The organism is Sphingomonas sp. Leaf412 (assembly GCF_001425405.1).
Taxonomy (GTDB): Bacteria; Pseudomonadota; Alphaproteobacteria; order Sphingomonadales; family Sphingomonadaceae; genus Sphingomonas.
In genome coordinates this window covers 189850-214001 of record NZ_LMQP01000003.1, presented here as the reverse complement: position 1 = coordinate 214001, position 24152 = coordinate 189850, and the positions used below count along the sequence as shown (strand labels likewise).

Sequence of the window (24152 nt, the reverse complement as noted above, 5' to 3'; positions counted from 1 at the left end):
GATGGACGTGAACGAGGACGTCCTGGTCCTGTACACCACCAGCCACGGCGCGCCGTTCGGCATCTACTACAACGACGGCGACCAGGGGTATGGCGCGATCTCCCCCACGCGATTGTGGCAGCAATTGTCGGCGCTGGGCATCCGCAACCGGCTCATCATGGTCAGCGCCTGCTATTCGGGCGTGTTCGTGCCGTTGTTGTCGTCGGACACCACCGCGATCCTGACCGCATCGTCCGCGGACCGGACGTCGTTCGGATGCCAGTCCGACAACGACTGGACCTTCTTCGGCGACGCACTGGTCAACACCGCGCTGCGCCGGCGCGTCCCGCTCGCGACCGCCGCGGCGCAGGCGCAGGCGCTGGTCGCGGGATGGGAGGGGGACGCGAAGCTGGAGCCGTCGCAGCCGCAGGTGTCGATCGGCGCGGGCGCCGCGGCGTGGCTCGCGGTGCTGGAACGCGACCTGCCCCCCGACGGTGCGCGCGTCGGCCGCGCCGCGACCGCATCGCTGAAGAAATAGCCGGAACCTTGGCCCGTGCGCTTGGTTGCGCCGCACCATGACCGACACCGCAACCGACGCCGCCAAGCGCAGCGAAAGCAAGGCCAGGGACTATCCGTTCCTCGCCGTCCCCCACATCCAGCTCCACGGCACGGTGGACGACAACATGTATGCGTCGTTCAAGCAGCAGCTGGCCGCCGCACCCGCGGACGGAAGCCCGCTGGTCGTGTCGATCACCACGCTGGGCGGCGACCCCGAAATGGCGCGCGCGATGGGCGATTCGATCCGCCTGCTGCGCGAATATACCGGGCGCGAGGCGCTGTTCCTGGGCAAGGTGGCGGTCTATTCCGCGGGCGCGACGTTCATGTCCGCGTTTCCGGCGGACAAGAGGTTCCTGACGCGCAATTCGCGGCTGATGATCCACGAACGGCTGATGAATTCCACGGTCCAGCTGTCCGGCCCGCTCAACACGCTGGCCCCGGTCCTGAACGCGAAGCTGAACGAGATCGAGGATTCGATCCGCATCCAGGACGAAGGCTTCGCCGACCTGGTCCGCGGCACGCGCGTGACGCTGGACGAGCTGAAGGAGCGGGCGCCGAACAACTGGTATATCGAGGCGAACGAGGCGCGCGACCTGGGGCTGGTACTCGACGTCATCTGACGCGGCCGACGCGACGCGGCGGCGCGCTATATCCTCTTGAGCAATGGGGCGCAGCCGCTAGTGATCGATGCGGATCCCTTGTTTGCGGGCACGCCCGCGATCATGTAACCGGTCCGTATCATCGACCGGGCCGGCGCGCGCGCCGCGTGAGGAAACGATATCGTAATGGCCGAGTTCGCACTTCCCAAGAACAGCAGGATCAAGGGCGGAACGAAGCATCCGTCGCCGCAACCGGGCGGGACGATGCGGTCGTTCCGCGTCTATCGCTACGATCCCGATACGGGCGAGAATCCCAGTTTCGACACGTTCGAGGTGAACCTGGACGAATGCGGCCCGATGGTCCTGGACGCGCTCATCAAGATCAAGGGCGAGCAGGATTCGTCGCTGACGTTCCGCCGGTCGTGCCGCGAGGGCATCTGCGGCTCCTGCTCGATGAACATCGACGGGAAGAACGGGCTGGCCTGCACCACCGCGATCGAGGACGTGAAGGGGGAGGTCACGATCACCCCCCTGCCCGCGATGGACGTGGTCAAGGACCTGGTCCCCGACTTCACGCACTTCTACGCGCAATACGCCTCGATCACCCCGTGGCTCCAGACCGTCACCCCGCCGCCCGCGGGCAAGGAGCGGTTGCAGTCGCCCGCGGAGCGCGCGAAGCTGGACGGGCTGTACGAATGCATCCTGTGCGCGTGCTGCTCGACGTCGTGCCCGAGCTATTGGTGGAACAGCGACAAGTTCCTGGGCCCCGCGATCCTGTTGCAGGCGTATCGCTGGCTGGCGGACAGCCGCGACGAGATGACGGGCGAGCGGCTCGACGCGCTGGAGGATCCGTTCCGGCTGTACCGCTGCCACACGATCATGAACTGCGCCAACGCCTGTCCCAAGGGGCTGTCGCCCGCCAAGGCGATCGCGGAGATCAAGAAGATGGAAGTCGAGCGGGTCGTCTGATTCTTTCGGCGACGCGACGCCTCACACCCCAACCTCCGTTCGCCCTGAGCGAAGTCGACGGGTATGCGCCCACGGTCGGGCATAGGCTTCGACTACGCTCAGCCCGAACGGGGGTGGTGTTCGAAGGACAGTGACGATCGAAAAGCCCGCCCCCGCCTTCTCCTACGACGAACACCCCGACCATCCCGGCTGGATGCAGTGGCGGTTCCGCGACGACACGCGCTACAATTCGTTCCTGGGCGAGATCATCGTCCGGATCGAGGACGGGCAGGCGCGCGTCCGGATGACGCCGGAGCGGCGGCATTCCAATTTCGGCGAGAATGTCCACGGCGGCGCGCTGCTGGGCTTCATCGACGTCGCGCTGTTCGCGGCGATCAGGGGGCTGGGCCTGATCGAGGCGGGGCCGGCGGTGACGCTTGACCTCAACACCCACTTCATCGGCGCGGGGCGGGTCGGCCAGCCGCTGGAGGCGCGGGTCGAGATGCTGCGCGAGACGCGGCGGCTGATCTTCCTGCGCGGGTTGCTGGTGCAGCAGGTCGGGGACAGCGACGCGGTCGTGTGCGAATTCTCGGGCACGATCAAGAAGCCGGGCTGACCGGCGCCATCGTCACCCCGGACTTGATCCGGGGTCCATGCCTCCGCAAGAGTCGCGGCCGGAGGCATTCGCGGTACGATGGATGCCGGGTCGGGCCGGGCATGACGAAGGAAGAAAATGGCCGCCGTCCTCACCGCCTATGACGCGCTGATCGCCGCGGGGGAATTGCGCCCCGATCCCGAACAGGCCGCCGCCGCCGCGCGGCTGGATGCGCTGGCGCACGAACTGGAGCATCCCCGGACCACCGGCCTGTTCCGCCGCAAGGTGGTGCCCGCGCGCGGCCTGTATTTGTGGGGCGGGGTCGGGCGCGGCAAGTCGATGCTGATGGACCTGTTCTTCGCGCATGTCGCGATTCCGCGGAAACGCCGCGTCCATTTCGCGGAATTCATGCTGGAGGTCCACGGCCGGATCGCGATCGAGCGGCGCAAGGAACAGGGCGACCCGATCGTCCCCGTCGCCGCGGCACTGGCGGAGGAGGCGCAATGCCTGGCCTTCGACGAGATGATGGTGACCAACAGCCCCGACGCGATGATCCTGTCGCGGCTGTTCACCGCGTTGATCGAGGCGGGGGTGACGGTGGTGACGACCAGCAATCGCGCGCCGTCGGACCTGTACAACAACGGCCTGAACCGCGAGCATTTCCTGCCCTTCATCGCGCTGATCGAGCAGCGGCTGGACGTCCTGCCGCTCAACGGCCCGGTCGATTATCGCCGCGACCGGCTGGGGCAGCAGGACATGTGGCTGGTGCCCAACGGCGCCGAGGCGACCGCGCAGCTGTCCGCCGCCTTCTTCCGCCTGACCGACTATCCGCCCGAGGATCGCGCGCACGTGCCGACCGAGGAGCTGACCGTGCAGGGCCGCACGTTGCGCGTGCCCAAGGCGTTGAAGGGAGTCGCGGTCTTCTCGTTCCGGAAATTGTGCGGCGAGGCGCGCGGCGCGGCGGACTATCTGGCGATCGCGCGGCGCTATCATACCGTCATCCTGGTCGGCATCCCGGTGCTGGGACCCGACAACCGGAACGAGGCGGCGCGGTTCGTCCAGCTGATCGACGCGTTGTACGAATATAAGGTCAAGCTGCTCGCCGCGGCGGATGCCCAGCCCGACGCGCTGTATCCGACGGGCGACGGCGCGTTCGAATTTCAGCGGACGGTCAGCCGGCTGGAGGAAATGCGGTCGGAGGATTATCTTGCCGAGGGGCATGGAAACGCCTAATGCTCTTGCGAATTAGTCGCGATTAAAGTCTGAGACGTGGGGTTGCCCCATCCGGACAAAGCGCGTAGGCGACGTGGCCATCCGACTACGAGAGGGGATGGAATGGCCCGCAAGAAGATCGCGCTGATCGGCGCCGGCAATATCGGCGGCACGCTCGCCCATCTGGCCGCGCTCAAGGGATTGGGCGACATCGTCCTGTTCGACGTCGTGGAGGGCGTGCCGCAGGGCAAGGCGCTCGACCTCAGCCAGTGCGGCCCGGTGGAAGGCTTCGACGCCGTCATCAAGGGGTCGAACGATTACGCCGACATCGCCGGGGCGGACGTCATCATCGTCACCGCGGGCGTGGCGCGCAAGCCGGGCATGAGCCGCGACGACCTGCTGGGCATCAACCTGAAGGTGATGAAGGCGGTCGGCGAGGGCATCGCGAAGAACGCCCCCGACGCGTTCGTCATCTGCATCACCAACCCGCTCGACGCGATGGTATGGGCGCTGCGCGAATTCTCGGGCCTGCCGCACAACAAGGTGGTCGGCATGGCGGGCGTGCTGGACAGCGCGCGGTTCAGCCACTTCCTGGCCGAGGAGTTCGGCGTGTCGGTGAAGGACGTGAACACGTTCGTGCTGGGCGGCCATGGCGACACGATGGTGCCGGTGCTGGAATATTCGACCGTCAGCGGCATCCCGGTCGCGGACCTGATCGAGATGGGCTTCTCCACGAAGGAGAAGGTGGACGAGATCATCAAGCGCACGCGCGGCGGCGGCGGCGAGATCGTCGCGCTGCTGAAGACCGGCAGCGCCTATTACGCCCCCGCGACCAGCGGCATCGCGATGGCGGAAGCGTATCTGTACGACCAGAAGCGCGTGCTTCCGGCGGCGGCGCATCTGACCGGTCAGTATGGCGTCGACAACCTGTATGTCGGCGTGCCGGTCGTGATCGGCGCCGGCGGCGTCGAGAAGGTCGTCGAGGTGAAGCTGTCCGACGAGGCGAAGGCGAACTTGCAGGTGTCGGTCGACGCGGTGAAGGAGCTGCTGGTCGCGTGCAAGGGGATCGACGGGTCGTTGAACTAGGAACGACCACCCCGGACCGTCACCCCGGCGAAGGCCGGGGTCCAATCCGGCGGTCGTTGTCGGAGTAACGATGGAACGAAGAGGTTACGTCTACATCATGGCGAGCGCGCGTAACGGCACGCTCTACATCGGCGTAACCAGCAATCTGTTGAAGCGCGTCTGGGAGCATCGCGAGGACATCGCGGAAGGTTTCACACGCCGATACGGTTGCAAGATATTGGTCTGGTTCGAGGTCCATGACCGCATCGATGATGCGATCCGACGCGAGAAGCAGATGAAGGAGTGGCGACGGGCGTGGAAGTTGCGTCAGATCGAGGCGATGAACCCCGATTGGCACGACCTGTTCCCGACGCTGATGTAGCAACTGGACCCCGGCCTTCGCCGGGGTGACGGCTAAGGACACGGGATTCCAATGAGCATCCTCGTCGACAGGAACACCAAGGTCATCACGCAGGGGATGACCGGCAACACGGGCAGCTTCCATACGCAGGCGGCGCTCGATTACGGGACGCAGATGGTCGCGGGCGTCACGCCCGGGAAGGGCGGGGGCACGCATCTGGGCCTGCCGCTGTTCGATACCGTCGCGGAGGCGGTGCAGAAGACCGGCGCGGATGCGTCGGTCGTGTACGTGCCGCCCCCCTTCGCCGCGGATTCGATTCTTGAGGCGATCGATGCCGAGGTGCCGCTGATCGTGTGCATCACCGAGGGCATTCCGGTGCTGGACATGGTGCGCGTGAAGCGCGCGCTGTCGGGCAGCAAGTCGCGGCTGATCGGTCCGAACTGCCCCGGCGTGCTGACGCCCGGCCAGTGCAAGATCGGCATCATGCCCGGCAGCATCTTCAAGCAGGGGTCGGTCGGCGTCGTCTCGCGTTCCGGCACGCTGACCTACGAGGCGGTGTTCCAGACCTCGAACGCCGGGCTGGGCCAGACCACCGCGGTCGGGATCGGCGGCGATCCGGTCAACGGGACGAACTTCATCGACGTCCTGGAGCTGTTCCTGGCCGACGACGCGACCGAATCGATCATCATGATCGGCGAGATCGGCGGCGATGCGGAGGAACAGGCGGCACAGTTCCTGCGCGACGAGGCGAAGCGCGGGCGCAAGAAGCCGATGGCGGGCTTCATCGCCGGACGCACCGCCCCGCCCGGACGCCGCATGGGCCATGCCGGTGCGATCGTCAGCGGCGGCAAGGGCGATGCGGACAGCAAGATCGCGGCGATGGAAGCGGCGGGGATCAGGGTGGCGGCGTCGCCGTCGGAACTGGGCTCGACGCTGCTGGACGTGTTGAAGAAGTAACGTCGTCATCCCGGCGCAGGCCGGGATCCAGGGCCACGAGCCGGTCGCGCGCGGCTCTGGACCCCGGCCTACGCCGGGGTGACGGTAAATAGGTAAGCGGCCGGGGATGCGTATCATGGGCTACGAAGGCCAGGATTTCTCGGACGTCGCCGGCAGCGTATCGCCGGCGTTCATCGACGCATTGTACGCACGCTACAAATCGTCGCCCGACAGCGTCGAGCCGCAGTGGCGCGCGATGTTCGACGGGCTCGAGACCGGCACGACCGGCCCGTCGTGGAGCAACGACCGCTGGCCGCCGACGTCGACCGACGACCTGACCGCCGCGCTCGATCCGACGCAGATGGAGCCCGCGCCCCGGCCGCAGAAGGGCAAGCCCGCCCCCGCCGCCCCGGCCGCCGCCCCCGCCCCGTCGCAGGACGACATCATCAAGGCCGCGGGCGACGCGATCCGGGTGCAGTTGCTGATCCGCACCTATCGCGTGCGCGGCCACCTCGCGTCCAACCTCGACCCGCTCGGCCTGTCGGGATTGCGCGAACTGCCCGCGGACCTGACGACCGACTATTACGGCTTCTCCAACGCCGACATCGACCGGCCCGTCTACCTCGGCGGCACGCTGGGCATGGAATGGGCGACGGTGCGCGAGGTCGTGGACACGCTGCGCGCCAATTATTGCGGCAACGTGGGCCTGGAATATATGCACATCGCGGACGTGGAGGAGCGCCGCTTCCTCCAGGACCGGATGGAGGGCAAGGACAAGGGCGCCGATTTCACCGCGCAGGGCAAGAAGGCGATCCTGAACAAGGTCGTCGAGGCGGAGCAGTGGGAGAAATTCCTCGGCCGCAAATATGTCGGCACGAAGCGGTTCGGCCTCGACGGCGGCGAATCGATGATTCCCGCGCTGGAAAGCGTCATCAAGTACGGCGGCGCGGCGGGTATCAACGAAATCGTGTTCGGCATGGCGCATCGCGGCCGGCTGAACGTGCTGGCCAACGTCATGGCCAAGCCGTTGCGCGTGATCTTCCACGAATTCGCGGGCGGCAGCGCGAACCCCGACGACATCGGCGGGTCGGGCGACGTGAAATATCACCTCGGCACCAGTACGGATCGCGAGTTCGACGGACGCAAGGTCCATATGTCGCTGGTCGCCAACCCGTCGCATCTGGAAGCCGCGGACCCGGTCGTGCTGGGCAAGGTGCGCGCGATCCAGACGATCGCGGACGACCTTGGCGACCACAGCAAGTCGCTGCCCGTCCTGATCCACGGCGACGCCGCCTTCGCGGGCCAGGGGATCGTATGGGAATGCTTCGGCTTTTCCGGCATCCGCGGCTACAACACCGGCGGCTGCGTCCATTTCGTCATCAACAACCAGATCGGCTTCACGACCAGCCCGCAGTTCGCGCGCTCGTCCCCTTACCCGTCCGACGTGGCGAAGGGGGTGCAGGCGCCGATCTTCCACGTCAACGGCGACGATCCGGAGGCGGTGACCTTCGCGACGAAGATGGCGATCGAATATCGCCAGACGTTCCACCGCGACGTCGTGATCGACATGTGGTGCTACCGCCGCTTCGGCCACAACGAGGGCGACGAGCCGGGCTTCACCCAGCCGCTGATGTACAAGGCGATCCGCCAGCATCCGCCGGTCAGCGAGGTGTACGCCAAGCGCCTGATCGCGGAGAAGGTGATCGACCAGGCGTGGCTGGACGACAATGTCGCGCAGTTCACGAAACTGCTGGAGGGCGAGTTCGAGGCGGGCGCGGCGTACAAGCCGAACAAGGCGGACTGGTTCGCGGGCCGCTGGTCCGGCCTGCACGCACCGACCGATGCGGAGGCGAGCCGCCGCCACGTCGACACGGGCGTGGAGCCCAAGCTGTTCGATGCGATCGGCCGCACGCTGACGACCGTGCCCGACGACCTGTCGATCCACAAGACGCTGGCGCGCGTGCTGGATGCCAAGCGGCAGATGTTCGCGACCGGCGAGGGCTTCGACTGGGCGACGGGCGAGGCATTGGCGTTCGGGACGCTGTTGTCGGAAGGCTATGGCGTCCGTTTGTCGGGGCAGGATTCGGGCCGCGGCACGTTCAGCCAGCGACATGCGGTGTGGGTCGACCAGAACGACGAGCATAAATACGTGCCGCTGTGGAACGTCGAGCACGGGCATTTCGAGGTGCTGGACAGCCCGTTGTCCGAATATGGCGTGCTGGGATTCGAATATGGCTATGCGCTGGCCGATCCCAAGACGCTGGTGTTGTGGGAGGCGCAGTTCGGCGACTTCGTCAACGGCGCGCAGATCATGATCGACCAGTTCATCGCGTCGGGCGAGGCCAAGTGGCTGCGCGCCAACGGCCTCGTCATGCTGCTGCCGCACGGATACGAGGGCCAGGGGCCGGAGCATTCTTCGGCGCGGCCCGAACGCTTCCTGCAATCGTGCGCGGGCGACAACATGCAGGTCGCCAATTGCACGACGCCCGCCAATTTCTTCCACCTGTTGCGGCGGCAGATGCACCGGTCGTTCCGCAAGCCGCTGGTCGTGATGACGCCCAAGTCGTTGCTGCGGCACAAGGCGGCGGTCAGTTCGGCGGCGGATTTCCAGGGCGATTCGCACTTCCGCCGCATCCTGTCCGATCCCAACGGCGCGGCGGACGAGGCGACGACGCGGCTGGTCCTGTGCACCGGCAAGGTCGCCTACGACCTGTTCGAGGCGCGCGACGCGGCGAGCGACGAGGGCATCCAGATCGTCCGCATCGAGCAATTGTATCCCTTCCCCACCGAGGCGCTGGCGAAAAGGATCGCGCGGATGCCGAACCTGCGCGAGGTGGTGTGGGCGCAGGAGGAGCCGAAGAACAACGGCTATTGGTTCTTCGTCGAGCCGCTGATCGAGGAGGCGCTGACGGGCGCGGACGCGAGCGTGGCGCGCGCGCGCTACGCCGGGCGTGCGGCCGCCGCCTCCCCGGCGACGGGCCTGATGAAGCGGCACCAGACCGAGCAGGCGGCGCTGGTCGCCGACGCGCTGGGCCACAGCGTCCGCGAGGAGATTCGCCGCAGCCGCGAGAGCGACAAGAAGGCGGGCAAGGCGGGGGCATAAGCCCTTGATGTGCCTCCGCGAAGGCGGAGGCCCAGACTGGGTCCCCGCCTCCGCGGGGACACGAGGAAGCGAGTAGACATGGCAACCGAAGTTCTGGTCCCCACGCTGGGCGAATCGATCACCGAGGCGACGCTCGGCGAGTGGCTGAAGCAGCCGGGCGACGCGGTCGCGGCGGACGAGCCGATCGCGAGCCTTGAGACCGACAAGGTGTCGGTCGAGGTCCCCTCCCCCGTCGCGGGCGTGATGGGCGCGCATGCGGTGCAGGTCGGCGACACGGTGCAGGTCGGCGCGATGCTGGCCACCGTCGACGCGGGCGGCGCGGCGCCGGCGCAGGCTGCCGCGCCGCAGCCCGCGGTGACCGAGTCGCCGAAGGAGGCGGCCCCCGCTCCCGCGCCTGCTCCCGCCCCCGCCGACACCGCGGGGCAGCAGGCGCCGGCGTCCGACGGCGACGCCCCCGCGGCGCTGTCGCCCTCCGCACGGCGCGCGGTGCTGGAACATGGCGTCGACCCCTCGACCGTGAAGGGCACGGGCAAGGACGGCCGCATCACGAAGGAGGACATCGCCGCCGCCGCCTCCGCGAAACCCGCCGCCGCACCCGCCGCCGCCGCGTCCCCCGCGCCGCAGACGCCGTCGGTCGCCGCCTCCACCGGGCGCAAGGAGGAGCGCGTCCGCATGACGCGCCTGCGCCAGACGATCGCCAAGCGGCTGAAGGAGGCGCAGAATACCGCCGCGATGCTGACGACGTTCAACGACGTCGACATGACCGCGGTGATCGAGGCGCGCGCGAAGTACAAGGACCTGTTCGAGAAGAAGCACGGCGTGCGGCTGGGCTTCATGGGCTTCTTCGTGAAGGCCGCGACGATGGCGCTGAAGGACATCCCCAGCGTCAACGCCAGCATCGAGGGCGACGAGATCGTCTATCACGATTATGCCGACATCTCGGTCGCGGTATCCTCGCCCGGCGGGCTCGTCGTGCCGGTCATCCGCGACGCGCAGGACCTGTCGGTCGCGGGGATCGAGAAGACGATCGGCGACTATGGCAAGCGCGCCAAGGACGGCACGCTGAAGATGGACGAGATGAAGGGCGGCACCTTCACCATCTCCAACGGCGGCGTGTTCGGATCGCTGATGTCGACGCCCATCATCAACCCGCCGCAGTCCGCGGTGCTGGGCCTCCACCGCATCGAGGACCGCCCGGTCGTGCGCGACGGACAGGTCGTGGTGCGCCCGATGATGTATCTGGCGCTCAGCTACGACCACCGCCTGATCGACGGGCGCGAGGCGGTGACGTTCCTCGTCGCGCTGAAGAATGCTATCGAGGACCCGACGCGGATATTGATCGACCTGTGATGGGCGTCCGCACCTCTATATCTGCGTCGTCTCCCCCGGCTCGCATCGAAAATGTCCGAATAGGAAATTTTCGTGCGTTGCAGCAGGTCGAGTTCAAGGCGATGACGCCCCTGACTGCGTTGCTGGGTGCGAACGGAAGCGGGAAGTCGACGTTCTTCGATGTCTTCGCATTTCTATCTGACTGCTTTTCCGAAGGCCTCCGGCGCGCTGTGGACAAGCGCGGCAAGTTCTCCGACCTACGCAGCCGGGGACAGTCGGGACCGATCACTTTTGAAGTCGCATATCGCGAAGGCGGGCTGATCGGGGGCCGACGTCCTGGCCTTGTCCGCTATCATTTAGCCATCGACGAGATCGACGGCAGGCCCGTCGTCGCTGCTGAGTGGATGCATTGGAAGCGCAAAAGCTGGGGTGCGCCCTTTCGCTTCCTGGACTATCGCTACGGCCAAGGCTCGGTCATATCCGGCGACCTACCTGAGGAAGCGGACGTCAAGACAGAACTACCTCTTGCAGGACCCGATGTTCTTGCCGTCAGCACACTAGGCCAGTTGGCCAGCAATCCCCGCGTAAAGTCTCTTCGTGACTTCATCGTAGGGTGGCATCTCTCGTATCTGTCAACTTCAGACGCACGTGTCGTACCCGAGGCTGGACCGCAGGAGCATTTATCGCGGACCGGGCACAATCTTGCAAACGTCATCCAGTTTCTAGGCGAGCGCCATCCGCATGTACTCGACCGTGTATTTTCCACATTGCGTCGCCGTATTCCGAAACTAGAGACGGTCGAGCCTTTATCACTGCCTACCGGACATCTTCTCCTGACCGTAAAAGATGCACCCTTCGAAGAGGGAGTTCAGGCGCGTTACGTTTCGGACGGCACCCTCAAGATGCTTGCGTATTTGGTGCAGTTAAGCGATCCTTCTCCGCCACCTTTTCTCGGGATTGAGGAACCGGAAAATTTTCTTCATCCTAGATTGCTTGGGGAACTGGCGGAGGAATGCGAAGTCGCGACCCGCCACATGCAAATGGTGGTGACGACCCACTCACCTTTTTTCATCGATGCGCTTGAGGCAAACCAAGTGTGGGCGCTTCGACGCAATGAGCGCGGGTACACTGAAGCGATCCGGGCTTCACAGATGGCGGGCGTTCCGGAACAGATCGCGGCCGGTGGAAGCTTGGGTCAACTATGGATCGAGGGTTTTTTCGAGGCGGGCAATCCCTGACCAATGCCCGGGCCGATCCATATCCACGTGGAAGAACCTTCGATGGAGGCTTTCCTCATTGCGTTCTTGAGGCATCATCTCGATCCGACGATCGAATGGCGTGCGATCAACTATGGCTCGAAGCAGCAATTGCTTGCGCGACTTCCCGCCCGGTTGGCAGGTTATGCCCGAACTGCGACAGAGTACCGGCCGCGATCATTGATCCTTGTTGACCGTGACGAGGACGATTGCTTGGTCCTGAAAGGGAAACTCGTTGCCGCGTCCGCCGCAGCCGGATTGAAAACGCGACCGTGCGATCAGGAGCGGATCGACGTGGTCAACCGCATCGTTTGCGAGGAACTGGAGGCATGGTTTTTTGGTGACATCGTCGCGCTGGAGGAAGGCTGGCGTGGTATGCGTCGGATCACAGGTCAAGCCTCGTACCGCGATCCGGATGCAATTCGCGGCGGGACGCATGAGGCGTTGCTGCGCGAACTTCAGCGGGCAGGTCATTTGAAGGGTCTCTCGAGACTACCGAAGATCGATACCGCACGCGCGATGGGTAATTTGCTCGAGCCCGTCCGCAACACTTCCCGCTCGTTTCGGCATTTTTGGGATGGGCTCAACACCTTGGCGGCGAATGCCTGAGGGACCACGACAATGACTGACCAGACCTACGACTATGACGTCCTCGTGATCGGCGCCGGCCCGGGCGGCTATGTCGCCGCGATCCGGGCGGCGCAGCTTGGCCTGCGTGTCGCATGTGCGGATTCGCGCGAGACGCTGGGGGGCACGTGCCTGAACGTCGGGTGCATCCCGTCCAAGGCGTTGCTGCACGCGTCCGAATATTTCGACGCCGCCGCCAACGGGGCGATGGCGAAGATGGGGATCAAGGTCACGCCCGAGCTGGACCTCGACACGATGCACGGCCAGCGCCGCGACGCGGTGAAGCAGCTGACGGGCGGGATCGAGTTCCTGTTCAAGAAGAACAAGGTCACCTGGCTGAAGGGCAAGGCCGCGTTCGTCGACGCGCACAATGTCGACGTCGGCGGGCAGAAGGTGAGCGCGAAGGACGTCGTCATCGCCACCGGCTCCATCGTCACCCCCCTGCCCGGCGTGACGGTCGACCAGAAGGTCGTGGTCGACAGCACCGGCGCGCTCGAACTGGCGCAGGTGCCCCGGCACATGGTCGTCATCGGCGGCGGCGTGATCGGGCTGGAGCTGGGCTCGGTCTGGCGGCGGCTGGGCGCGAAGGTGACGTGCGTCGAGTTCCTGGACCAGATCCTGCCCGGCTTCGACGGCGACATCCGCAAGGAATCGAACCGCATCTTCAAGAAGCAGGGGATCGAGTTCCGGCTGGGGACGAAGGTGACCGGCGTGACCGTGAGCGGGGACACCGCGACGCTGACGTTGGAGCCCGCGAACGGCGGCGAGGCGACGACGATCGAGGCGGATTGCGTGCTGGTGTCGATCGGGCGGCGCCCGAACACCGACGGGCTGGGGCTGGAGGCGATCGGCCTGACGCCGAACAAGCGCGGGCAGATCGAAACCGACCACGACTTCCGCACCGATGTCGACGGCGTATGGGCGATCGGCGACGTGATCCCCGGCCCGATGCTGGCGCATAAGGCGGAGGACGAAGGCATTGCGGTGGCGGAGAATATCGCGGGGCAGCACGGGATCGTGAACCATGCGATCATCCCGAGCGTCGTCTACACCTGGCCCGAGATCGCGGGCGTCGGCCTGACCGAGGAGGCCGCGAAGGAAGCGGGCGAGGTGAAGGTCGGCAAGTTCCCGATGGCGGGCAACAGCCGGGCGAAGACCAACCACGAGCCCGACGGTTTCGTGAAGATCATCGCGGACGCCAAGACCGATCGCGTGCTGGGCGTATGGGCGATCGCCAGCGTCGCGGGGACGATGATCGCGCAGGCGGCGCAGGCGATGGAGTTCGGCGCGACGAGCGAGGACATCGCCTACACCTGCCACGCGCATCCGACGCACAGCGAGGCGATCAAGGAAGCCGCGATGGCCGTTCGGGGCAAGGCGATCCACGTCTGACACCGGGCGCGACCCGAACGGCCTGATCCGCGCGCGGCCGCGACGGGGGCAGGCCGCGCACGGGGGAAGCGCAGGCGGGTGGGGACTTCGGGGCTCCTGTCCGCCCGCGAACGCCCCCCCGTTCGGACCGTGCCTGTCCGGAGTCGCGCGTCGCGGCGTCGGGCGGACCGTCTTGTCCTACCCCAGTCGTCCGCCCAGCAGCGCCTCGACCAGGCCGTCGCGGGCGGAGCGCGGGTCGCGGCGGATCGCGGCTTCCTCGCGCCCGATCGCGCCGAACAGGCTGCGCGCCGCCTGCACCGCCACGACGCGCTGGATCGCGACCACGTTCACCCCCGTCGCCGCGCCCAGCACGGGGCCGAGCACGCCATTGCCGTCGAACCCGCGAAGGACCTGCCCCACGCCCGGCAGCATCGCATCGACGATGCCCGTGCCGACGCTGCGCTCCAGATAGTCGGTCGCCGACGTCGGGCCGCCGCGCACGATGCCCAGCGCGTCGGCGAAGGTCAGCCGCCGGATCGCGTCGAAGATAACCGGCGCCGCGCGATCCGCCGCCTCCCCCGCCGCCTGGTTGACCATCAGCGACAATTGCTGCTGCACCGGCCGCGCATTCAGCAGGGCGCCCAGCACCGCCCCCTCGCGACCGCGGCTCAGCTCCGGCGGCACGGGCAGCCGCGCCGCGGGATCGTTCAGAAAGCCGTTGCCCGCGACCAGCCGTTCCACCGCGCGCCCGGTCGATATCTCCAGCAGCCGCTGCAACGCCTCCTGCGCGCCGCCGCCGAACCCGGTGGTGGCGCATCCGGGCAACAGCGCGACCGACGCGGCCAGCGCGCCGACGATCAGGCGGCGACGGTCGGGGGCCATGGTCTTCTCCTTCACGCGAAACATGCCGGCGTCCGTGCGCCCCGCCACGCTAACCGCGGCTGAACGCCTCACGGCCGGATCGCGGCGATCAGGAATTCCACATTCCCCTCCGGCCCCGTGATCGGGCTGGGCGTCACGCCCGCGACCTGCCACCCCTCCTGCGTCAGCCAGCCGGCGACCTCGTCGCACACGCGCGCGTGGATCGCGGGATCGCGCACGACGCCGCCCTTCCCCACCTCGCCGCGCCCCGCCTCGAACTGCGGCTTGACCAGTGCCAGCAGGCGTCCCCCGTCGCGCACGAACCCCAACGGCACCGCCAGCACCTTCGCCAGCCCGATGAAGCTGGCGTCGCAGACGACCAGGTCGACCGCGTCGGGCACGTGCGCCGCGGTCAGGATGCGCGCGCTGGTCTGTTCGTGGACGATCACGCGCGGGTCCTGCCGCAGCTTCCACGCCAGCTGGTTCGTCCCGCTGTCGACCGCGTAGACGCGTGCCGCGCCGCGGGTCAGCAGGACGTCGGTGAAGCCGCCGGTCGAGGACCCGACGTCGATCGCGACCGCGCCGTCGACGTGCCAGCCGAAATGATCGAGCCCATGCGCCAGCTTGATGCCCCCGCGCGACACCCACGGATGGTCGCGCCCGCGCACGTCCAGCACGACGTCGTCCGCAAGCGGCTGGCCGGGCTTCTCCACCTTCCGATCGCCCGCGAACACCAGGCCCGCCATGATGAGCGCCTGCGCGCGCGTTCGCGACTCGGCAAGGCCGCGATCGACGAGAATCTGGTCCGCGCGCTGCTTCGCCATGGACCCCGCTAGGCCGGAAATTCGCTTCGTCGCAAGGGCGCATCGTCTCGCACCGATTGCTGCGCTGCACGATTGCCTATTGGATTGGTAGGAATACATTCATGTCCAGAGGCCGCGGTCTTGCCGACCCCTAGACTGTGCCGCGGCCTCGCCCTTCGGATGTTGAAGAGGAGGTGGTGATGACGCGTTCCGCCCTCGACCTGTCGGTCCGCCCGACCATCCTGACCGTGCCGGGCCTCGGCAATTCCGGCCCGGCGCACTGGCAGACCTTGTGGGAACGCCACCGGCCCGACGTCGCGCGCGTCGATCTGGGCATGTGGGACCGGCCGCATCGCAATTCCTGGGTGACGAAGCTGGACCAGGCGGTGGCCGCCGCGCGCGCGCCCGTCGTTCTCGTGGCGCATTCGCTGGGCTGCATCGCGGTGGCGTGGTGGGCGTCGCTGAGCCCGCAGCCCTATGGCTGGCCCGTCGCGGGCGCGCTGCTGGTGGCGCCCGCGGATGTCGACCGGGACGGCGTGGCGGCGGAACTGGCGCCCTTCGCCCCCGCGCCGCGCGCGCCGCTGCCGTTCCCGTCCATCGTCGTGGCGAGCACCGACGACCCGTGGATCGGCGTCGACCGCGCACACAGCCTGGCGGTCGACTGGGGCAGTCATTTCGTGGAGGCGGGGCCATACGGGCACCTGAACGCCGCGAGCGGGCTGGGCCTGTGGCGCGAGGGGCTGGACCTGCTCGACCGCGTCATCGACGCGGGCGGCGGCCCGAACGGGGAAGCGCGCTCGCCGGGCGACGCGCGCGCGATTCTGTCGATGCCTCGGCCCGCGGAGGTGCGGCCGGGAATGCGCTAGACGAACGGGTTGAGGATGGTCAGTCGGTCGTCGACGGTCAGGCCGTGGTGCATGTCCTCGGTATAGAGGCGCGAGCATTCCGCCTCCATCGCGGCGGCCACGATCATCGCGTCGTAGATCGCGAAATCATATCGTCGCGCCAGTGCCACGCCGCGCACGTGGATCGACGATGTGAGCGGGATGACATTCAAGGTCGACCGAAAGACCTGGAGCGCCACATCGACCTGTGCCCATTCGCGACGGAGTTTCCGACGCAGCACATTCGTCACCTCGTTCAGAACTTGCACGCTGATCCACCCACCGGACGCGACCACGTCGCCGGCGATTCGCGAGCGGACCTGATCGCCTTCGAGCGAGTAGATGAGGATATTGGTATCGAAGAACGCGCTCACCGACGCGCGTTGGCCTCATCGCGGTCGAAGCGGAATCCTGCGGGAACCAGCCCCCGCAGCGACCGCAACGTCGCGATCGCGGCGGCGCGCTCGGCCGGGTCCTTCGCCGTGCCGGTCGGCACCGCTGCCGCCACCTCGACCTCGTCGCCTTCCTTCAGGCCCAGCGCCTCAGCGACGTCGGGCGGGATACGGACGGCGAGGCTGTCGCCCCAACGATCGATCTTCATCACGGCACCTCCACGCGCGGACGCCCGCAGACTAGATCATTCCCCGCCCGGCGGCAATTCGCCCCGCTCCCGCGACACCTGCCGCAATCGCCGCCAGATCGCCAGGTTCAGCCCCAGCAGCCCCAGCAACGCCACCGCGGTGGCGGCGATCACCTTCGTCCAGCCGGGGTCCATTCAGGCGCGCGCGGCCTGTTCCGCGTTCTCGTTCCAGCGCAACGCCTTCAGCACCGTGGCGACGATAGCGTCGGCGTCCAGACCGGCCTGCGCATATTGCACCTCCGGCTTGTCCTGATCCTGGAACGAGTCGGGCAGGCGCAGCGTGCGCAGCTTCAGCCCCGCATCGGTCAGGCCCGCGTCCGACGCCATCGTCAGGACGTGCGCGCCGAAGCCGCCGATCGCGCCCTCCTCCACCGTCACCGCGACCTCGTGGCTGGTCAGCAGGCGGCGAATCAGTGCCTCGTCCAGCGGCTTGGCGAAGCGCAGGTCGGCGACGGTCGTCGACAGCCCCTTGGCCTCCAGCGCCTCGGCCGCCTTCATCGCCTCGGCCAGGCGGGTGCCGAGCGACAGGATCGCCACCGTCTTGCCCTCGCGCACCACGCGGCCCTTGCCGATCTCCAGCCGCTCGGGCGTCGCGGGCAGCGCCACGCCGGTGCCGTTGCCGCGCGGGTAGCGGACCGCGATCGGGCCGCTGTCATGCTCGACGCAGGTGTGGACCATGTGGACCAGCTCCGCCTCGTCCGCGGGCGCCATCACGACGAAATTGGGCAGCGTCGCCAGATAGGTGACGTCGAACGACCCGGCATGTGTCGCGCCGTCCGCGCCGACGAGCCCCGCGCGGTCGATCGCGAACCTGACCGGCAGGTTCTGGATCGCGACGTCGTGGACGACCTGGTCGTAGGCGCGTTGCAGGAAGGTGGAATAGATCGCGCAGAACGGCCGCATCCCCTGCGCGGCGAGACCGGCGGCGAAGGTCACCGCATGCTGTTCCGCGATGCCGACGTCGAAGGCGCGATCGGGGTGGCGCTGCGCGAAGCGGTCGACGCCCGTCCCCGACGGCATCGCCGCGGTGATCGCGCAGATGCGCGGGTCGCGATCCGCGGCGTCGGCCAGCGCGTCGCCGAACACGTTCTGGTACGACGGCGGTCCCGGCGGCGCCTTCGCCTGCGCGCCGGTGATGACGTCGAACTTCTGCACGCCGTGATATTTGTCCGCCGATTCCTCGGCCGGGGCATAGCCCTTGCCCTTCTTCGTCACGACATGGACGAGGATCGGCCCTTCCTCCGCATCGCGCACATTCTCCAGCACGGGGATGAGGTGGTCGAGGTTATGACCGTCGATCGGGCCGACGTAATAGAAGCCCAGCTCCTCGAACAACGTGCCGCCCATCGTCATGCCGCGCGCGAATTCGTCGGTCTTCTTCGCCGCGGTGTGGAACGGGCGCGGCAGCTTGCGCGCGACGCGCTTCATCAGGTCGCGCAGCGACAGGAACTCGCGGCTCGACACGATCCGCGACAGATAGGCCGACAGCCCGCCGACGGGCGGCGCGATCGACATGTCGTTGTCGTTCAGGATGACGACCAGCCGGTTGCCCGCCGCCTCCGCATTGTTCATCGCCTCGTACGCCATCCCCGCGGACATCGCGCCGTCGCCGATGACCGCGATACCCTTGCCCGGCGCGCCCGACAGCTTGTTCGCGATCGCGAAGCCCAGCGCGGCGGAAATGGACGTGGACGAATGCGCCGCGCCGAACGGGTCGTATTCGCTCTCGCTGCGCTTCGTGAAGCCGCTGAGCCCGCCGCCCTGCCTAAGGGTGCGGATGCGGTCGCGCCGCCCGGTCAGGATCTTGTGCGGATAGCATTGGTGCCCGACGTCCCAGATCAACCGGTCGCGCGGCGTGTCGAAGACGTAGTGGATCGCGGTCGTCAGTTCGACGACGCCGAGCCCCGATCCCAGATGCCCGCCGGTCGTGCCGACCGCGGAGATCGTCTCCTGCCGCAGTTCGTCGGCAAGCTGCCGCAACTGTTCGGGTTTCAGTGTGCGGAGGTCGTCGGGGGTGGTGACGGTATCGAGCAGGGGCGTTTCTGGTGCGTCGGCCATCCGTCCCGAATAGCCGACGTCCCACGTCGTGTCGATTGCTACCGGTTACCGGCCCGCGCGGGGCGTCAGTTGGCGACCGCGCAGGCGGCGCAGCGCCCGCGCACCTCGATCACCGGGCGGATCGGCTGGAAACCCGCCGCGCGCGCCGCATCGCGCACTCCGCCGGTCACCCGGTCGTCGTCCAGATGCGTCGTCCGCCCGCAGGCGTCGCACACGAGGAAGATGCAGTCGTGCCGGCATGCGGGATGCGCGTTCGCGACATAGGCATTCGCGCTTTCGACCCGGCGCGCCAGGTTCGCGGTCACGAACAGGTCTAAGATGCGATAGATGCTGTTCGCCGCGATCCGCCGCCCCTCGCTGCGCGACACCGCGTCGGCGATGTCGTAGGCGGACGCCGGTTTCGCGAAACCCGACAAAGCGGCGTAGACGCTGGCGCGCATCGCGGTCCATTGCTCGCCCGATCGCTCCAGCGTCAGCCGCGCGGCGTCCTGGAGCGCGACGCCCTGCGGTTCGTGGTGATCGTGCGCCATGACGGTGAAATAGGGTCCGGCGCGCGCGCGGGCAAGTTCAGCGATAGGCCCGGCGGTTGAGCGCATGCGCCCCCGCCAGCACCGCGACGCCCGCGATCGTCAGCATCGATTCGGCCAGATGGTTCTCCCCGTGCGGCATCACCACCGCGGCGGCCATCAGCGCCAGTCCGATCGCGCCGACCGCCATCGGCAGCGCCTGCCGATGCCGCAGCAGCCCGCGCCCGAACGCGACCGCGCCCAGCAACATCGCGGCGATCAACCCGACCTGGTGGATCACCGGATTGCCCAGCACGCCGCCCGCGACCGCCAGCGTCGCGACCGCCGCGGTCGTGGCGACGCAATGCGCGACGCACGCCGCCGACAGCCAGATCGCCCAGCGATCCAGCCGGTCGATGATCGAGGGGGAGTCATGCCGCGCCATGACGACGATGTAGCGCATCCCTGCCCATGTTACAACATCACATCATGCGTCCGCGCCGCCGCGGGGCCGTGCGCAAGAGAATCGACGCGCCCCCGGCGATGCGATAGGACGCGCCATGCTCCAGGCATCTTCCGGCTATTCGGTCACCGCACGCCCCCTCGCGCTCGTGCGGTGGCTTCATGTCGTCGCCGCGCTGATCGTCGCGATGGTAATCGTCGGCGGCATCACGCGGCTGACCGAATCGGGCCTGTCGATCACGCAATGGAAACCGATCAGCGGCATCGTCCCCCCGCTGAACGAGGCGCAGTGGCTGGCCGAATTCGCCAATTACCAGCGCATCCCCGAATATCAGCAGCTGAACCGCGGCATGACGCTGGACGGATTCAAGGCGATCTTCTTCTGGGAATATGCCCACCGCCTGCTGGGCCGGGTGATCGGGCTCGCCTTCGCGCTTCCGCTGGCGTGGTTCGCGGTGCGCGGGCGCATCCCGCGCGGATACGGCTGGCGGTTGACCGCCCTGCTCGCGCTCGGCGGATTGCAGGGGACGATCGGGTGGTGGATGGTCGCCTCCGGCCTGTCGGAGCGGACCGACGTCAGCCACATCCGCCTCGCCGTCCACCTGACCGTCGCGCTGCTGATCCTGGCGGGGATCGTGTGGACCGCGCGCGACCTGTCCGCCCGCGCCGCCGACCCGCGCGCGCGCGCGACGCCGCTGCGCCGCGGCCCCGCGCTGGTCCTGGCCCTGCTGTTCGTGCAGATCGTGTTCGGCGCGCTGACCGCCGGGCTGGACGCGGGCTATGCCTTCGCCAGCTGGCCGTTGATGGGCGACGCGTTCTTCCCCGCCGACGCCCCGATGCTGACGCCCGCGCTGAGCAACGCGGTCGACAATCCCGTGGTGGTGCAGTTCATCCACCGCTGGCTGGCCTTCGCCGCGGCGGGCGCGCTGGTGTGGATGGCGCTGAAGGTGCGCGGACCGGCGGGGGCGGCGGTCGTCGCGCTGGTCGTGGTGCAGGTCCTGCTGGGCATCGCGACGCTGCTGAGCGGCGTCCAGATCGCGGTCGCGGTCGCGCACCAGGCGAATGCCGCGCTGCTGCTGATCGCCGCGACCGCCGCCGCGCATGCCGCGGGGGCGCGCCGGCGGTGAGGCTCGGCCGGGCGGCGGCGCTCGTCGCGCTGGCGGCGACGCCCGCGGCGGCGCGGTTCGCCCCCGCCACCGACGCCCCCTATCGCCTGACCATGACGATGGAACGCCAGTTGGGGGAGCGCCAGTCGGGGGAAGGCGGCGTCCGCCGTTTCGCCACCGATTACGCCGTGACGTTCACGCGCGACCACGACGGATATCGTGCCGTCCTGCGCGCGCTGCCCGCCAGTGCGGCCGACAGCGGCGGGACACGCCATTTCGCGCGGCTCCAGTCCGCGCTGGCCGGCGTGCCCATCATCGTCAGGCTCGACCGTCACGGCGGACTGATCGCGGTCGAGGACGTCGACCCGTTGTGGGACCGGCTGCGTGCCGCGATCGTGGCGACGGACGACGACCCCGCCTCGCGCCGACGCCTGCTGGCGCTGCACGACGCCGCCACGCCCGCGGTGCGGGTGCAGACGCTGGCGGGCGATCTGCTGGCACTGTGCGCGGGGGCGGACGCCGACCGGCGCGACGCGGGCCGCGACACGACTCTTCCCGCGACCGACGGAACCCTCCTGCCTGTCCGGGAAACCGTCCGGCGCGGTCGCGACGTGACGGTCGTGGTGACGCGCGACGATGCCGGCACGCTGGTGCGCAGCCGCACGATCGCCCGCGCCGACGGCCTGGTCCGCGACATGCGCGAGGATCGCCGCCTGACCGCCCGCCACCGGGGCGTGGTGCGCACCGCCACGACCGTCCGCACGGCCCGCCTCGTCGCCATGGTATCCCCGTACCCGCCGGGAACAGCCCGGAAACCTTGACTTTCGAAGGGTCCGCGGTCATTGGCGCTGGCAACGGCGTGCGTCCCGGCGGGGACCGCGTCCTTTTTCCTGTCGAACGCGAAATGAAGGTCTGGCCCCATGAAGGCGCTGATGAAGACCACGAAGGCGGCCAAGCCGCACGAAGTGGAAAAGAAGTGGCATATCGTCGATGCCGAAAACCTGGTCGTCGGCCGCGCCGCGGTGGTGATCGCCAACGTCCTGCGCGGCAAGCACAAGACGTCGTTCACTCCCCACGTCGATTGCGGTGACAACGTCATCGTCATCAACGCGGACAAGGTGCGCTTCACCGGCAACAAGCTGAAGGGGAAGATCTACTATCGCCACACCGGCTATGCCGGCGGCATCAAGGGCGTCACCGCCGAGAAGATGCTCGACGGCCGCTTCCCCGATCGCGTGCTGGAAAAGGCCGTGGAGCGCATGATCCCGCGCGGGCCGCTGGGTCGGCAGCAGATGCGCAACCTGCGCATCTACAACGGCACCGAGCATCCGCACACGGCGCAGAACCCCGAGGTCCTCGACATCGCCGGCATGAGCCGCAAGAACAAGGTGGGCGCATAATGTCCGACAACCGCCAGGATTCCTCCGACAACCGCCAGTCGCTGGCCGATCTGGGCGCGGCGCTGGGTCAGCAGCAGGCCGCGACCGATGCGCCCGCGGGCACGGACCAGGGCAACGAAGTGTCGGCCGACGCCTATCTGTCCGGCACGGCGGAGGCGCCGGTGCAGCGCGCACCCCTGCGCGAGCAGGAACTGGACCAGTACGGCCGCGCCTATGCCACCGGCCGCCGCAAGGATGCGGTCGCGCGCGTCTGGCTGAAGCCCGGCTCGGGCAAGATCACGATCAACGGCCGCGACCAGGAGGTGTATTTCGCGCGTCCGACGCTGCGCCTCGTCATCAACCAGGTGTTCGGCATCACCGAGCGCGAGGGCCAGTACGACGTCGTCTGCACCGTCAAGGGCGGCGGCCTGTCGGGCCAGGCGGGCGCGGTGAAGCACGGCATCAGCCAGGCGATCACCCGCTACGAACCGATCCTGCGCGCGCCGGTGAAGGCCGCAGGCTTCCTGACCCGCGACAGCCGCGTCGTGGAGCGCAAGAAGTACGGCCGTGCGAAGGCACGCCGCAGCTTCCAGTTCTCGAAGCGCTGATCCCGCGGCCTTGCGGCCATCGGGAAAAAGGGGGCGGTCCGGCGACGGGCCGCCCTTTTCGCATCCAGCCGCTTGACCCCCGCCCCCGCTTTCCGTAGGCGGACGCTCGCCTTCACGGCCCCTTCGTCTAGCGGTTAGGACGCGGCCCTTTCACGGCTGAAGCACGGGTTCGATTCCCGTAGGGGTCACCAGCACCTGCTAGAATGGCGGATTAGCGCGGTTTTTGTGGTGATTATGGACGCTTTACCCATCCTTGTGTACAAAGGATGCGTACAAAGTGATCCGTATGGCTGCCCCTTTCAAAGATCCTCGCACCGGCATCTTCTATTTCCGACGGGTCATCCCCGCGCCGCTGCGCCCGTTCTTCGACGGTGTCACGAGCGAGTATAAGCGGACGCTCGACACTCGCGACCCTGATGAGGCTCGTCGGCGCTATCACCCTCATGCGGTTGCCTACGATCAAAAACTCGCCTCGGCGAAACGAGCACTGGCAAGTGGCCATCTCCGATCAGCACGCGTGATGGTCGACACCTATCTCGAGGGTAGTAGCGATCAACAGCTTCAAGGCATCGCGCAGAAGCTGGCTTCGCTCGAAATTGGAGCATTCAGGCATGCCCATGGCCTGGCGGATCATGAACCCGGCGCCCGTTACGATTTCGGCACGCCGCCTACCGCGGACGACCTACGAGACCACGGCGACCGCAAGGCGATGCTGGAGGCGGTACCCGACTTCAGCCCGCTGCCATGGCTAGAGACCCTGCAGCGCATTTCCAACTTGCCAAGCCTTGATCCCATCGACTGGGCAATTATCGCTATCGCCTACGGCAACCGCATCGCCTTCCCGATAGAACCAGCTTTGTACGAAGCGATCGGTCGAGCGTTTCTCGACAGGCTATGCGCTGCATG

General features: G+C 67.7%; 26 protein-coding genes, 1 tRNA gene and 1 pseudogene. 20 read left to right on the top strand and 8 right to left on the bottom strand.

Features of this window, described 5'->3' with window-relative positions; translation table 11 throughout:
• The 13 genes from ASG29_RS17465 to lpdA form a co-directional block, all read left to right on the top strand.
• Nucleotides 1–517: C13 family peptidase (locus ASG29_RS17465; protein ID WP_235532828.1), on the top strand; the 517-nt coding region annotated here is incomplete at its 5' end.
• 37 nt (nucleotides 518–554) lie between these two features.
• Nucleotides 555–1157, top strand: a complete 603-nt coding sequence (locus ASG29_RS08140; RefSeq protein WP_055982722.1) for a ClpP family protease — start codon at nucleotides 555–557, stop codon at nucleotides 1155–1157.
• Between the two features lie 165 nt (nucleotides 1158–1322).
• Complete coding sequence (locus ASG29_RS08135; protein WP_055982719.1) at nucleotides 1323–2105, top strand: succinate dehydrogenase iron-sulfur subunit; 783 nt, start codon at nucleotides 1323–1325, stop codon at nucleotides 2103–2105.
• A 130-nt stretch (nucleotides 2106–2235) separates the two neighbouring features.
• Nucleotides 2236–2700: a PaaI family thioesterase gene (locus tag ASG29_RS08130; RefSeq protein ID WP_321163190.1), complete on the top strand. Its 465-nt coding sequence runs from the start codon at nucleotides 2236–2238 to the stop codon at nucleotides 2698–2700.
• Nucleotides 2701–2817: 117 nt separating this feature from the next.
• On the top strand, nucleotides 2818–3912 hold the full coding sequence (gene zapE, locus ASG29_RS08125) for a cell division protein ZapE (RefSeq protein ID WP_055982718.1): 1095 nt from the start codon (nucleotides 2818–2820) through the stop codon (nucleotides 3910–3912).
• A gap of 102 nt (nucleotides 3913–4014) precedes the next feature.
• Nucleotides 4015–4977, top strand: a complete 963-nt coding sequence (gene mdh / locus ASG29_RS08120) for a malate dehydrogenase (RefSeq protein ID WP_055982715.1) — start codon at nucleotides 4015–4017, stop codon at nucleotides 4975–4977.
• A gap of 70 nt (nucleotides 4978–5047) precedes the next feature.
• Complete coding sequence (locus ASG29_RS08115) at nucleotides 5048–5338, top strand: GIY-YIG nuclease family protein (protein ID WP_055982713.1); 291 nt, start codon at nucleotides 5048–5050, stop codon at nucleotides 5336–5338.
• 51 nt (nucleotides 5339–5389) lie between these two features.
• Nucleotides 5390–6274: a succinate--CoA ligase subunit alpha gene (gene sucD, locus ASG29_RS08110; RefSeq protein ID WP_055982711.1), complete on the top strand. Its 885-nt coding sequence runs from the start codon at nucleotides 5390–5392 to the stop codon at nucleotides 6272–6274.
• Between the two features lie 115 nt (nucleotides 6275–6389).
• Nucleotides 6390–9356 carry a 2-oxoglutarate dehydrogenase E1 component gene (locus tag ASG29_RS08105; RefSeq protein WP_082515846.1) on the top strand — a complete coding sequence of 989 codons (2967 nt, stop codon included), beginning with the start codon at nucleotides 6390–6392 and terminating at the stop codon, nucleotides 9354–9356.
• A 78-nt stretch (nucleotides 9357–9434) separates the two neighbouring features.
• Complete coding sequence (odhB, locus tag ASG29_RS08100) at nucleotides 9435–10706, top strand: 2-oxoglutarate dehydrogenase complex dihydrolipoyllysine-residue succinyltransferase (protein WP_055982709.1); 1272 nt, start codon at nucleotides 9435–9437, stop codon at nucleotides 10704–10706.
• The gene (locus tag ASG29_RS16400) at nucleotides 10706–11923 is read left to right on the top strand and encodes an AAA family ATPase (RefSeq protein WP_156457952.1); all 1218 of its coding nucleotides are present in this window, start codon (nucleotides 10706–10708) and stop codon (nucleotides 11921–11923) included. Before odhB ends, ASG29_RS16400 begins: the two co-directional genes overlap by 1 nt.
• Nucleotides 11924–11926: 3 nt before the next feature.
• Nucleotides 11927–12550 carry a DUF4276 family protein gene (locus ASG29_RS16395; protein WP_082515845.1) on the top strand — a complete coding sequence of 208 codons (624 nt, stop codon included), beginning with the start codon at nucleotides 11927–11929 and terminating at the stop codon, nucleotides 12548–12550.
• Nucleotides 12551–12562: 12 nt separating this feature from the next.
• Complete coding sequence (lpdA, locus tag ASG29_RS08090; RefSeq protein ID WP_055982705.1) at nucleotides 12563–13960, top strand: dihydrolipoyl dehydrogenase; 1398 nt, start codon at nucleotides 12563–12565, stop codon at nucleotides 13958–13960.
• Nucleotides 13961–14137: 177 nt separating this feature from the next.
• On the opposite strand, the gene ASG29_RS08085 is transcribed toward lpdA, so the two are convergent.
• Entirely contained in the window at nucleotides 14138–14845 is a 708-nt protein-coding gene (locus ASG29_RS08085) for a DUF4197 domain-containing protein (protein WP_156457951.1), read from the bottom strand.
• Nucleotides 14846–14889: 44 nt separating this feature from the next.
• A complete protein-coding gene (locus ASG29_RS08080) occupies nucleotides 14890–15624 on the bottom strand; it encodes a TlyA family RNA methyltransferase (RefSeq protein ID WP_055982701.1) in 735 nt (244 codons plus the stop codon).
• 179 nt (nucleotides 15625–15803) lie between these two features.
• On the opposite strand from ASG29_RS08080, the gene ASG29_RS08075 reads away from it, so the two are divergent.
• Complete coding sequence (locus tag ASG29_RS08075) at nucleotides 15804–16469, top strand: RBBP9/YdeN family alpha/beta hydrolase (RefSeq protein ID WP_055982699.1); 666 nt, start codon at nucleotides 15804–15806, stop codon at nucleotides 16467–16469.
• Here ASG29_RS08075 and ASG29_RS08070 read toward each other — a convergent pair.
• The 6 genes from ASG29_RS08070 to ASG29_RS08050 form a co-directional block, all read right to left on the bottom strand.
• Complete coding sequence (locus ASG29_RS08070) at nucleotides 16466–16861, bottom strand: PIN domain-containing protein (RefSeq protein ID WP_055982697.1); 396 nt, start codon at nucleotides 16859–16861, stop codon at nucleotides 16466–16468. The genes ASG29_RS08075 and ASG29_RS08070 overlap by 4 nt on opposite strands.
• Nucleotides 16858–17088: an AbrB/MazE/SpoVT family DNA-binding domain-containing protein gene (locus tag ASG29_RS08065; RefSeq protein WP_055982695.1), complete on the bottom strand. Its 231-nt coding sequence runs from the start codon at nucleotides 17086–17088 to the stop codon at nucleotides 16858–16860. The genes ASG29_RS08070 and ASG29_RS08065 overlap by 4 nt, the downstream gene beginning before the upstream one ends.
• Nucleotides 17089–17124: 36 nt before the next feature.
• Entirely contained in the window at nucleotides 17125–17262 is a 138-nt protein-coding gene (locus ASG29_RS16695; RefSeq protein ID WP_156457950.1) for a hypothetical protein, read from the bottom strand.
• Nucleotides 17263–19185 (bottom strand): 1-deoxy-D-xylulose-5-phosphate synthase, encoded by a 1923-nt coding sequence (gene dxs, locus ASG29_RS08060; protein WP_055982693.1) that lies wholly within the window; start codon nucleotides 19183–19185, stop codon nucleotides 17263–17265.
• A gap of 65 nt (nucleotides 19186–19250) precedes the next feature.
• Nucleotides 19251–19715, bottom strand: a complete 465-nt coding sequence (locus ASG29_RS08055; RefSeq protein ID WP_055982690.1) for a Fur family transcriptional regulator — start codon at nucleotides 19713–19715, stop codon at nucleotides 19251–19253.
• A 37-nt stretch (nucleotides 19716–19752) separates the two neighbouring features.
• Entirely contained in the window at nucleotides 19753–20154 is a 402-nt protein-coding gene (locus ASG29_RS08050) for a MerC domain-containing protein (RefSeq protein ID WP_235532827.1), read from the bottom strand.
• A 97-nt stretch (nucleotides 20155–20251) separates the two neighbouring features.
• On the opposite strand from ASG29_RS08050, the gene ASG29_RS08045 reads away from it, so the two are divergent.
• The 6 genes and pseudogenes from ASG29_RS08045 to ASG29_RS17825 all read left to right on the top strand — a co-directional run.
• On the top strand, nucleotides 20252–21280 hold the full coding sequence (locus ASG29_RS08045) for a COX15/CtaA family protein (protein ID WP_055982688.1): 1029 nt from the start codon (nucleotides 20252–20254) through the stop codon (nucleotides 21278–21280).
• Nucleotides 21277–22080: a hypothetical protein gene (locus tag ASG29_RS08040; protein ID WP_055982687.1), complete on the top strand. Its 804-nt coding sequence runs from the start codon at nucleotides 21277–21279 to the stop codon at nucleotides 22078–22080. Before ASG29_RS08045 ends, ASG29_RS08040 begins: the two co-directional genes overlap by 4 nt.
• Before the next feature lie 99 nt (nucleotides 22081–22179).
• Entirely contained in the window at nucleotides 22180–22659 is a 480-nt protein-coding gene (gene rplM / locus ASG29_RS08035; RefSeq protein ID WP_082515843.1) for a 50S ribosomal protein L13, read from the top strand.
• Nucleotides 22659–23246 carry a 30S ribosomal protein S9 gene (rpsI, locus tag ASG29_RS08030; protein WP_082515841.1) on the top strand — a complete coding sequence of 196 codons (588 nt, stop codon included), beginning with the start codon at nucleotides 22659–22661 and terminating at the stop codon, nucleotides 23244–23246. Before rplM ends, rpsI begins: the two co-directional genes overlap by 1 nt.
• Nucleotides 23247–23362: 116 nt before the next feature.
• Nucleotides 23363–23437: transfer RNA gene (locus tag ASG29_RS08025), tRNA-Glu, on the top strand.
• Nucleotides 23438–23532: 95 nt separating this feature from the next.
• Nucleotides 23533–23715, top strand: a pseudogene (locus ASG29_RS17825) (DUF6538 domain-containing protein); the annotation flags it as partial.
• Between the last annotated feature and the right edge of the window lie 437 nt (nucleotides 23716–24152).

What these genes read in the sequence shown, in the direction of transcription:
- ASG29_RS08140 (WP_055982722.1), top strand. Translation starts at nt 555, where the DNA reads ATGACCGACACCGCAACCGACGCCGCCAAGCGCAGCGAAAGCAAGGCC.
- ASG29_RS08135 (WP_055982719.1), top strand. Translation starts at nt 1,323, where the DNA reads ATGGCCGAGTTCGCACTTCCCAAGAACAGCAGGATCAAGGGCGGAACG.
- zapE (WP_055982718.1), top strand. Translation starts at nt 2,818, where the DNA reads ATGGCCGCCGTCCTCACCGCCTATGACGCGCTGATCGCCGCGGGGGAA.
- mdh (WP_055982715.1), top strand. Translation starts at nt 4,015, where the DNA reads ATGGCCCGCAAGAAGATCGCGCTGATCGGCGCCGGCAATATCGGCGGC.
- ASG29_RS08115 (WP_055982713.1), top strand. Translation starts at nt 5,048, where the DNA reads ATGGAACGAAGAGGTTACGTCTACATCATGGCGAGCGCGCGTAACGGC.
- sucD (WP_055982711.1), top strand. Translation starts at nt 5,390, where the DNA reads ATGAGCATCCTCGTCGACAGGAACACCAAGGTCATCACGCAGGGGATG.
- ASG29_RS08105 (WP_082515846.1), top strand. Translation starts at nt 6,390, where the DNA reads ATGGGCTACGAAGGCCAGGATTTCTCGGACGTCGCCGGCAGCGTATCG.
- odhB (WP_055982709.1), top strand. Translation starts at nt 9,435, where the DNA reads ATGGCAACCGAAGTTCTGGTCCCCACGCTGGGCGAATCGATCACCGAG.
- ASG29_RS16400 (WP_156457952.1), top strand. Translation starts at nt 10,706, where the DNA reads ATGGGCGTCCGCACCTCTATATCTGCGTCGTCTCCCCCGGCTCGCATC.
- ASG29_RS16395 (WP_082515845.1), top strand. Translation starts at nt 11,927, where the DNA reads ATGCCCGGGCCGATCCATATCCACGTGGAAGAACCTTCGATGGAGGCT.
- lpdA (WP_055982705.1), top strand. Translation starts at nt 12,563, where the DNA reads ATGACTGACCAGACCTACGACTATGACGTCCTCGTGATCGGCGCCGGC.
- ASG29_RS08085 (WP_156457951.1), bottom strand. Translation starts at nt 14,845, where the DNA reads ATGTTTCGCGTGAAGGAGAAGACCATGGCCCCCGACCGTCGCCGCCTG.
- ASG29_RS08080 (WP_055982701.1), bottom strand. Translation starts at nt 15,624, where the DNA reads ATGGCGAAGCAGCGCGCGGACCAGATTCTCGTCGATCGCGGCCTTGCC.
- ASG29_RS08075 (WP_055982699.1), top strand. Translation starts at nt 15,804, where the DNA reads ATGACGCGTTCCGCCCTCGACCTGTCGGTCCGCCCGACCATCCTGACC.
- ASG29_RS08065 (WP_055982695.1), bottom strand. Translation starts at nt 17,088, where the DNA reads ATGAAGATCGATCGTTGGGGCGACAGCCTCGCCGTCCGTATCCCGCCC.
- ASG29_RS16695 (WP_156457950.1), bottom strand. Translation starts at nt 17,262, where the DNA reads ATGGACCCCGGCTGGACGAAGGTGATCGCCGCCACCGCGGTGGCGTTG.
- dxs (WP_055982693.1), bottom strand. Translation starts at nt 19,185, where the DNA reads ATGGCCGACGCACCAGAAACGCCCCTGCTCGATACCGTCACCACCCCC.
- ASG29_RS08055 (WP_055982690.1), bottom strand. Translation starts at nt 19,715, where the DNA reads ATGGCGCACGATCACCACGAACCGCAGGGCGTCGCGCTCCAGGACGCC.
- ASG29_RS08050 (WP_235532827.1), bottom strand. Translation starts at nt 20,154, where the DNA reads ATGCGCTACATCGTCGTCATGGCGCGGCATGACTCCCCCTCGATCATC.
- ASG29_RS08045 (WP_055982688.1), top strand. Translation starts at nt 20,252, where the DNA reads ATGCTCCAGGCATCTTCCGGCTATTCGGTCACCGCACGCCCCCTCGCG.
- rplM (WP_082515843.1), top strand. Translation starts at nt 22,180, where the DNA reads ATGAAGGCGCTGATGAAGACCACGAAGGCGGCCAAGCCGCACGAAGTG.
- rpsI (WP_082515841.1), top strand. Translation starts at nt 22,659, where the DNA reads ATGTCCGACAACCGCCAGGATTCCTCCGACAACCGCCAGTCGCTGGCC.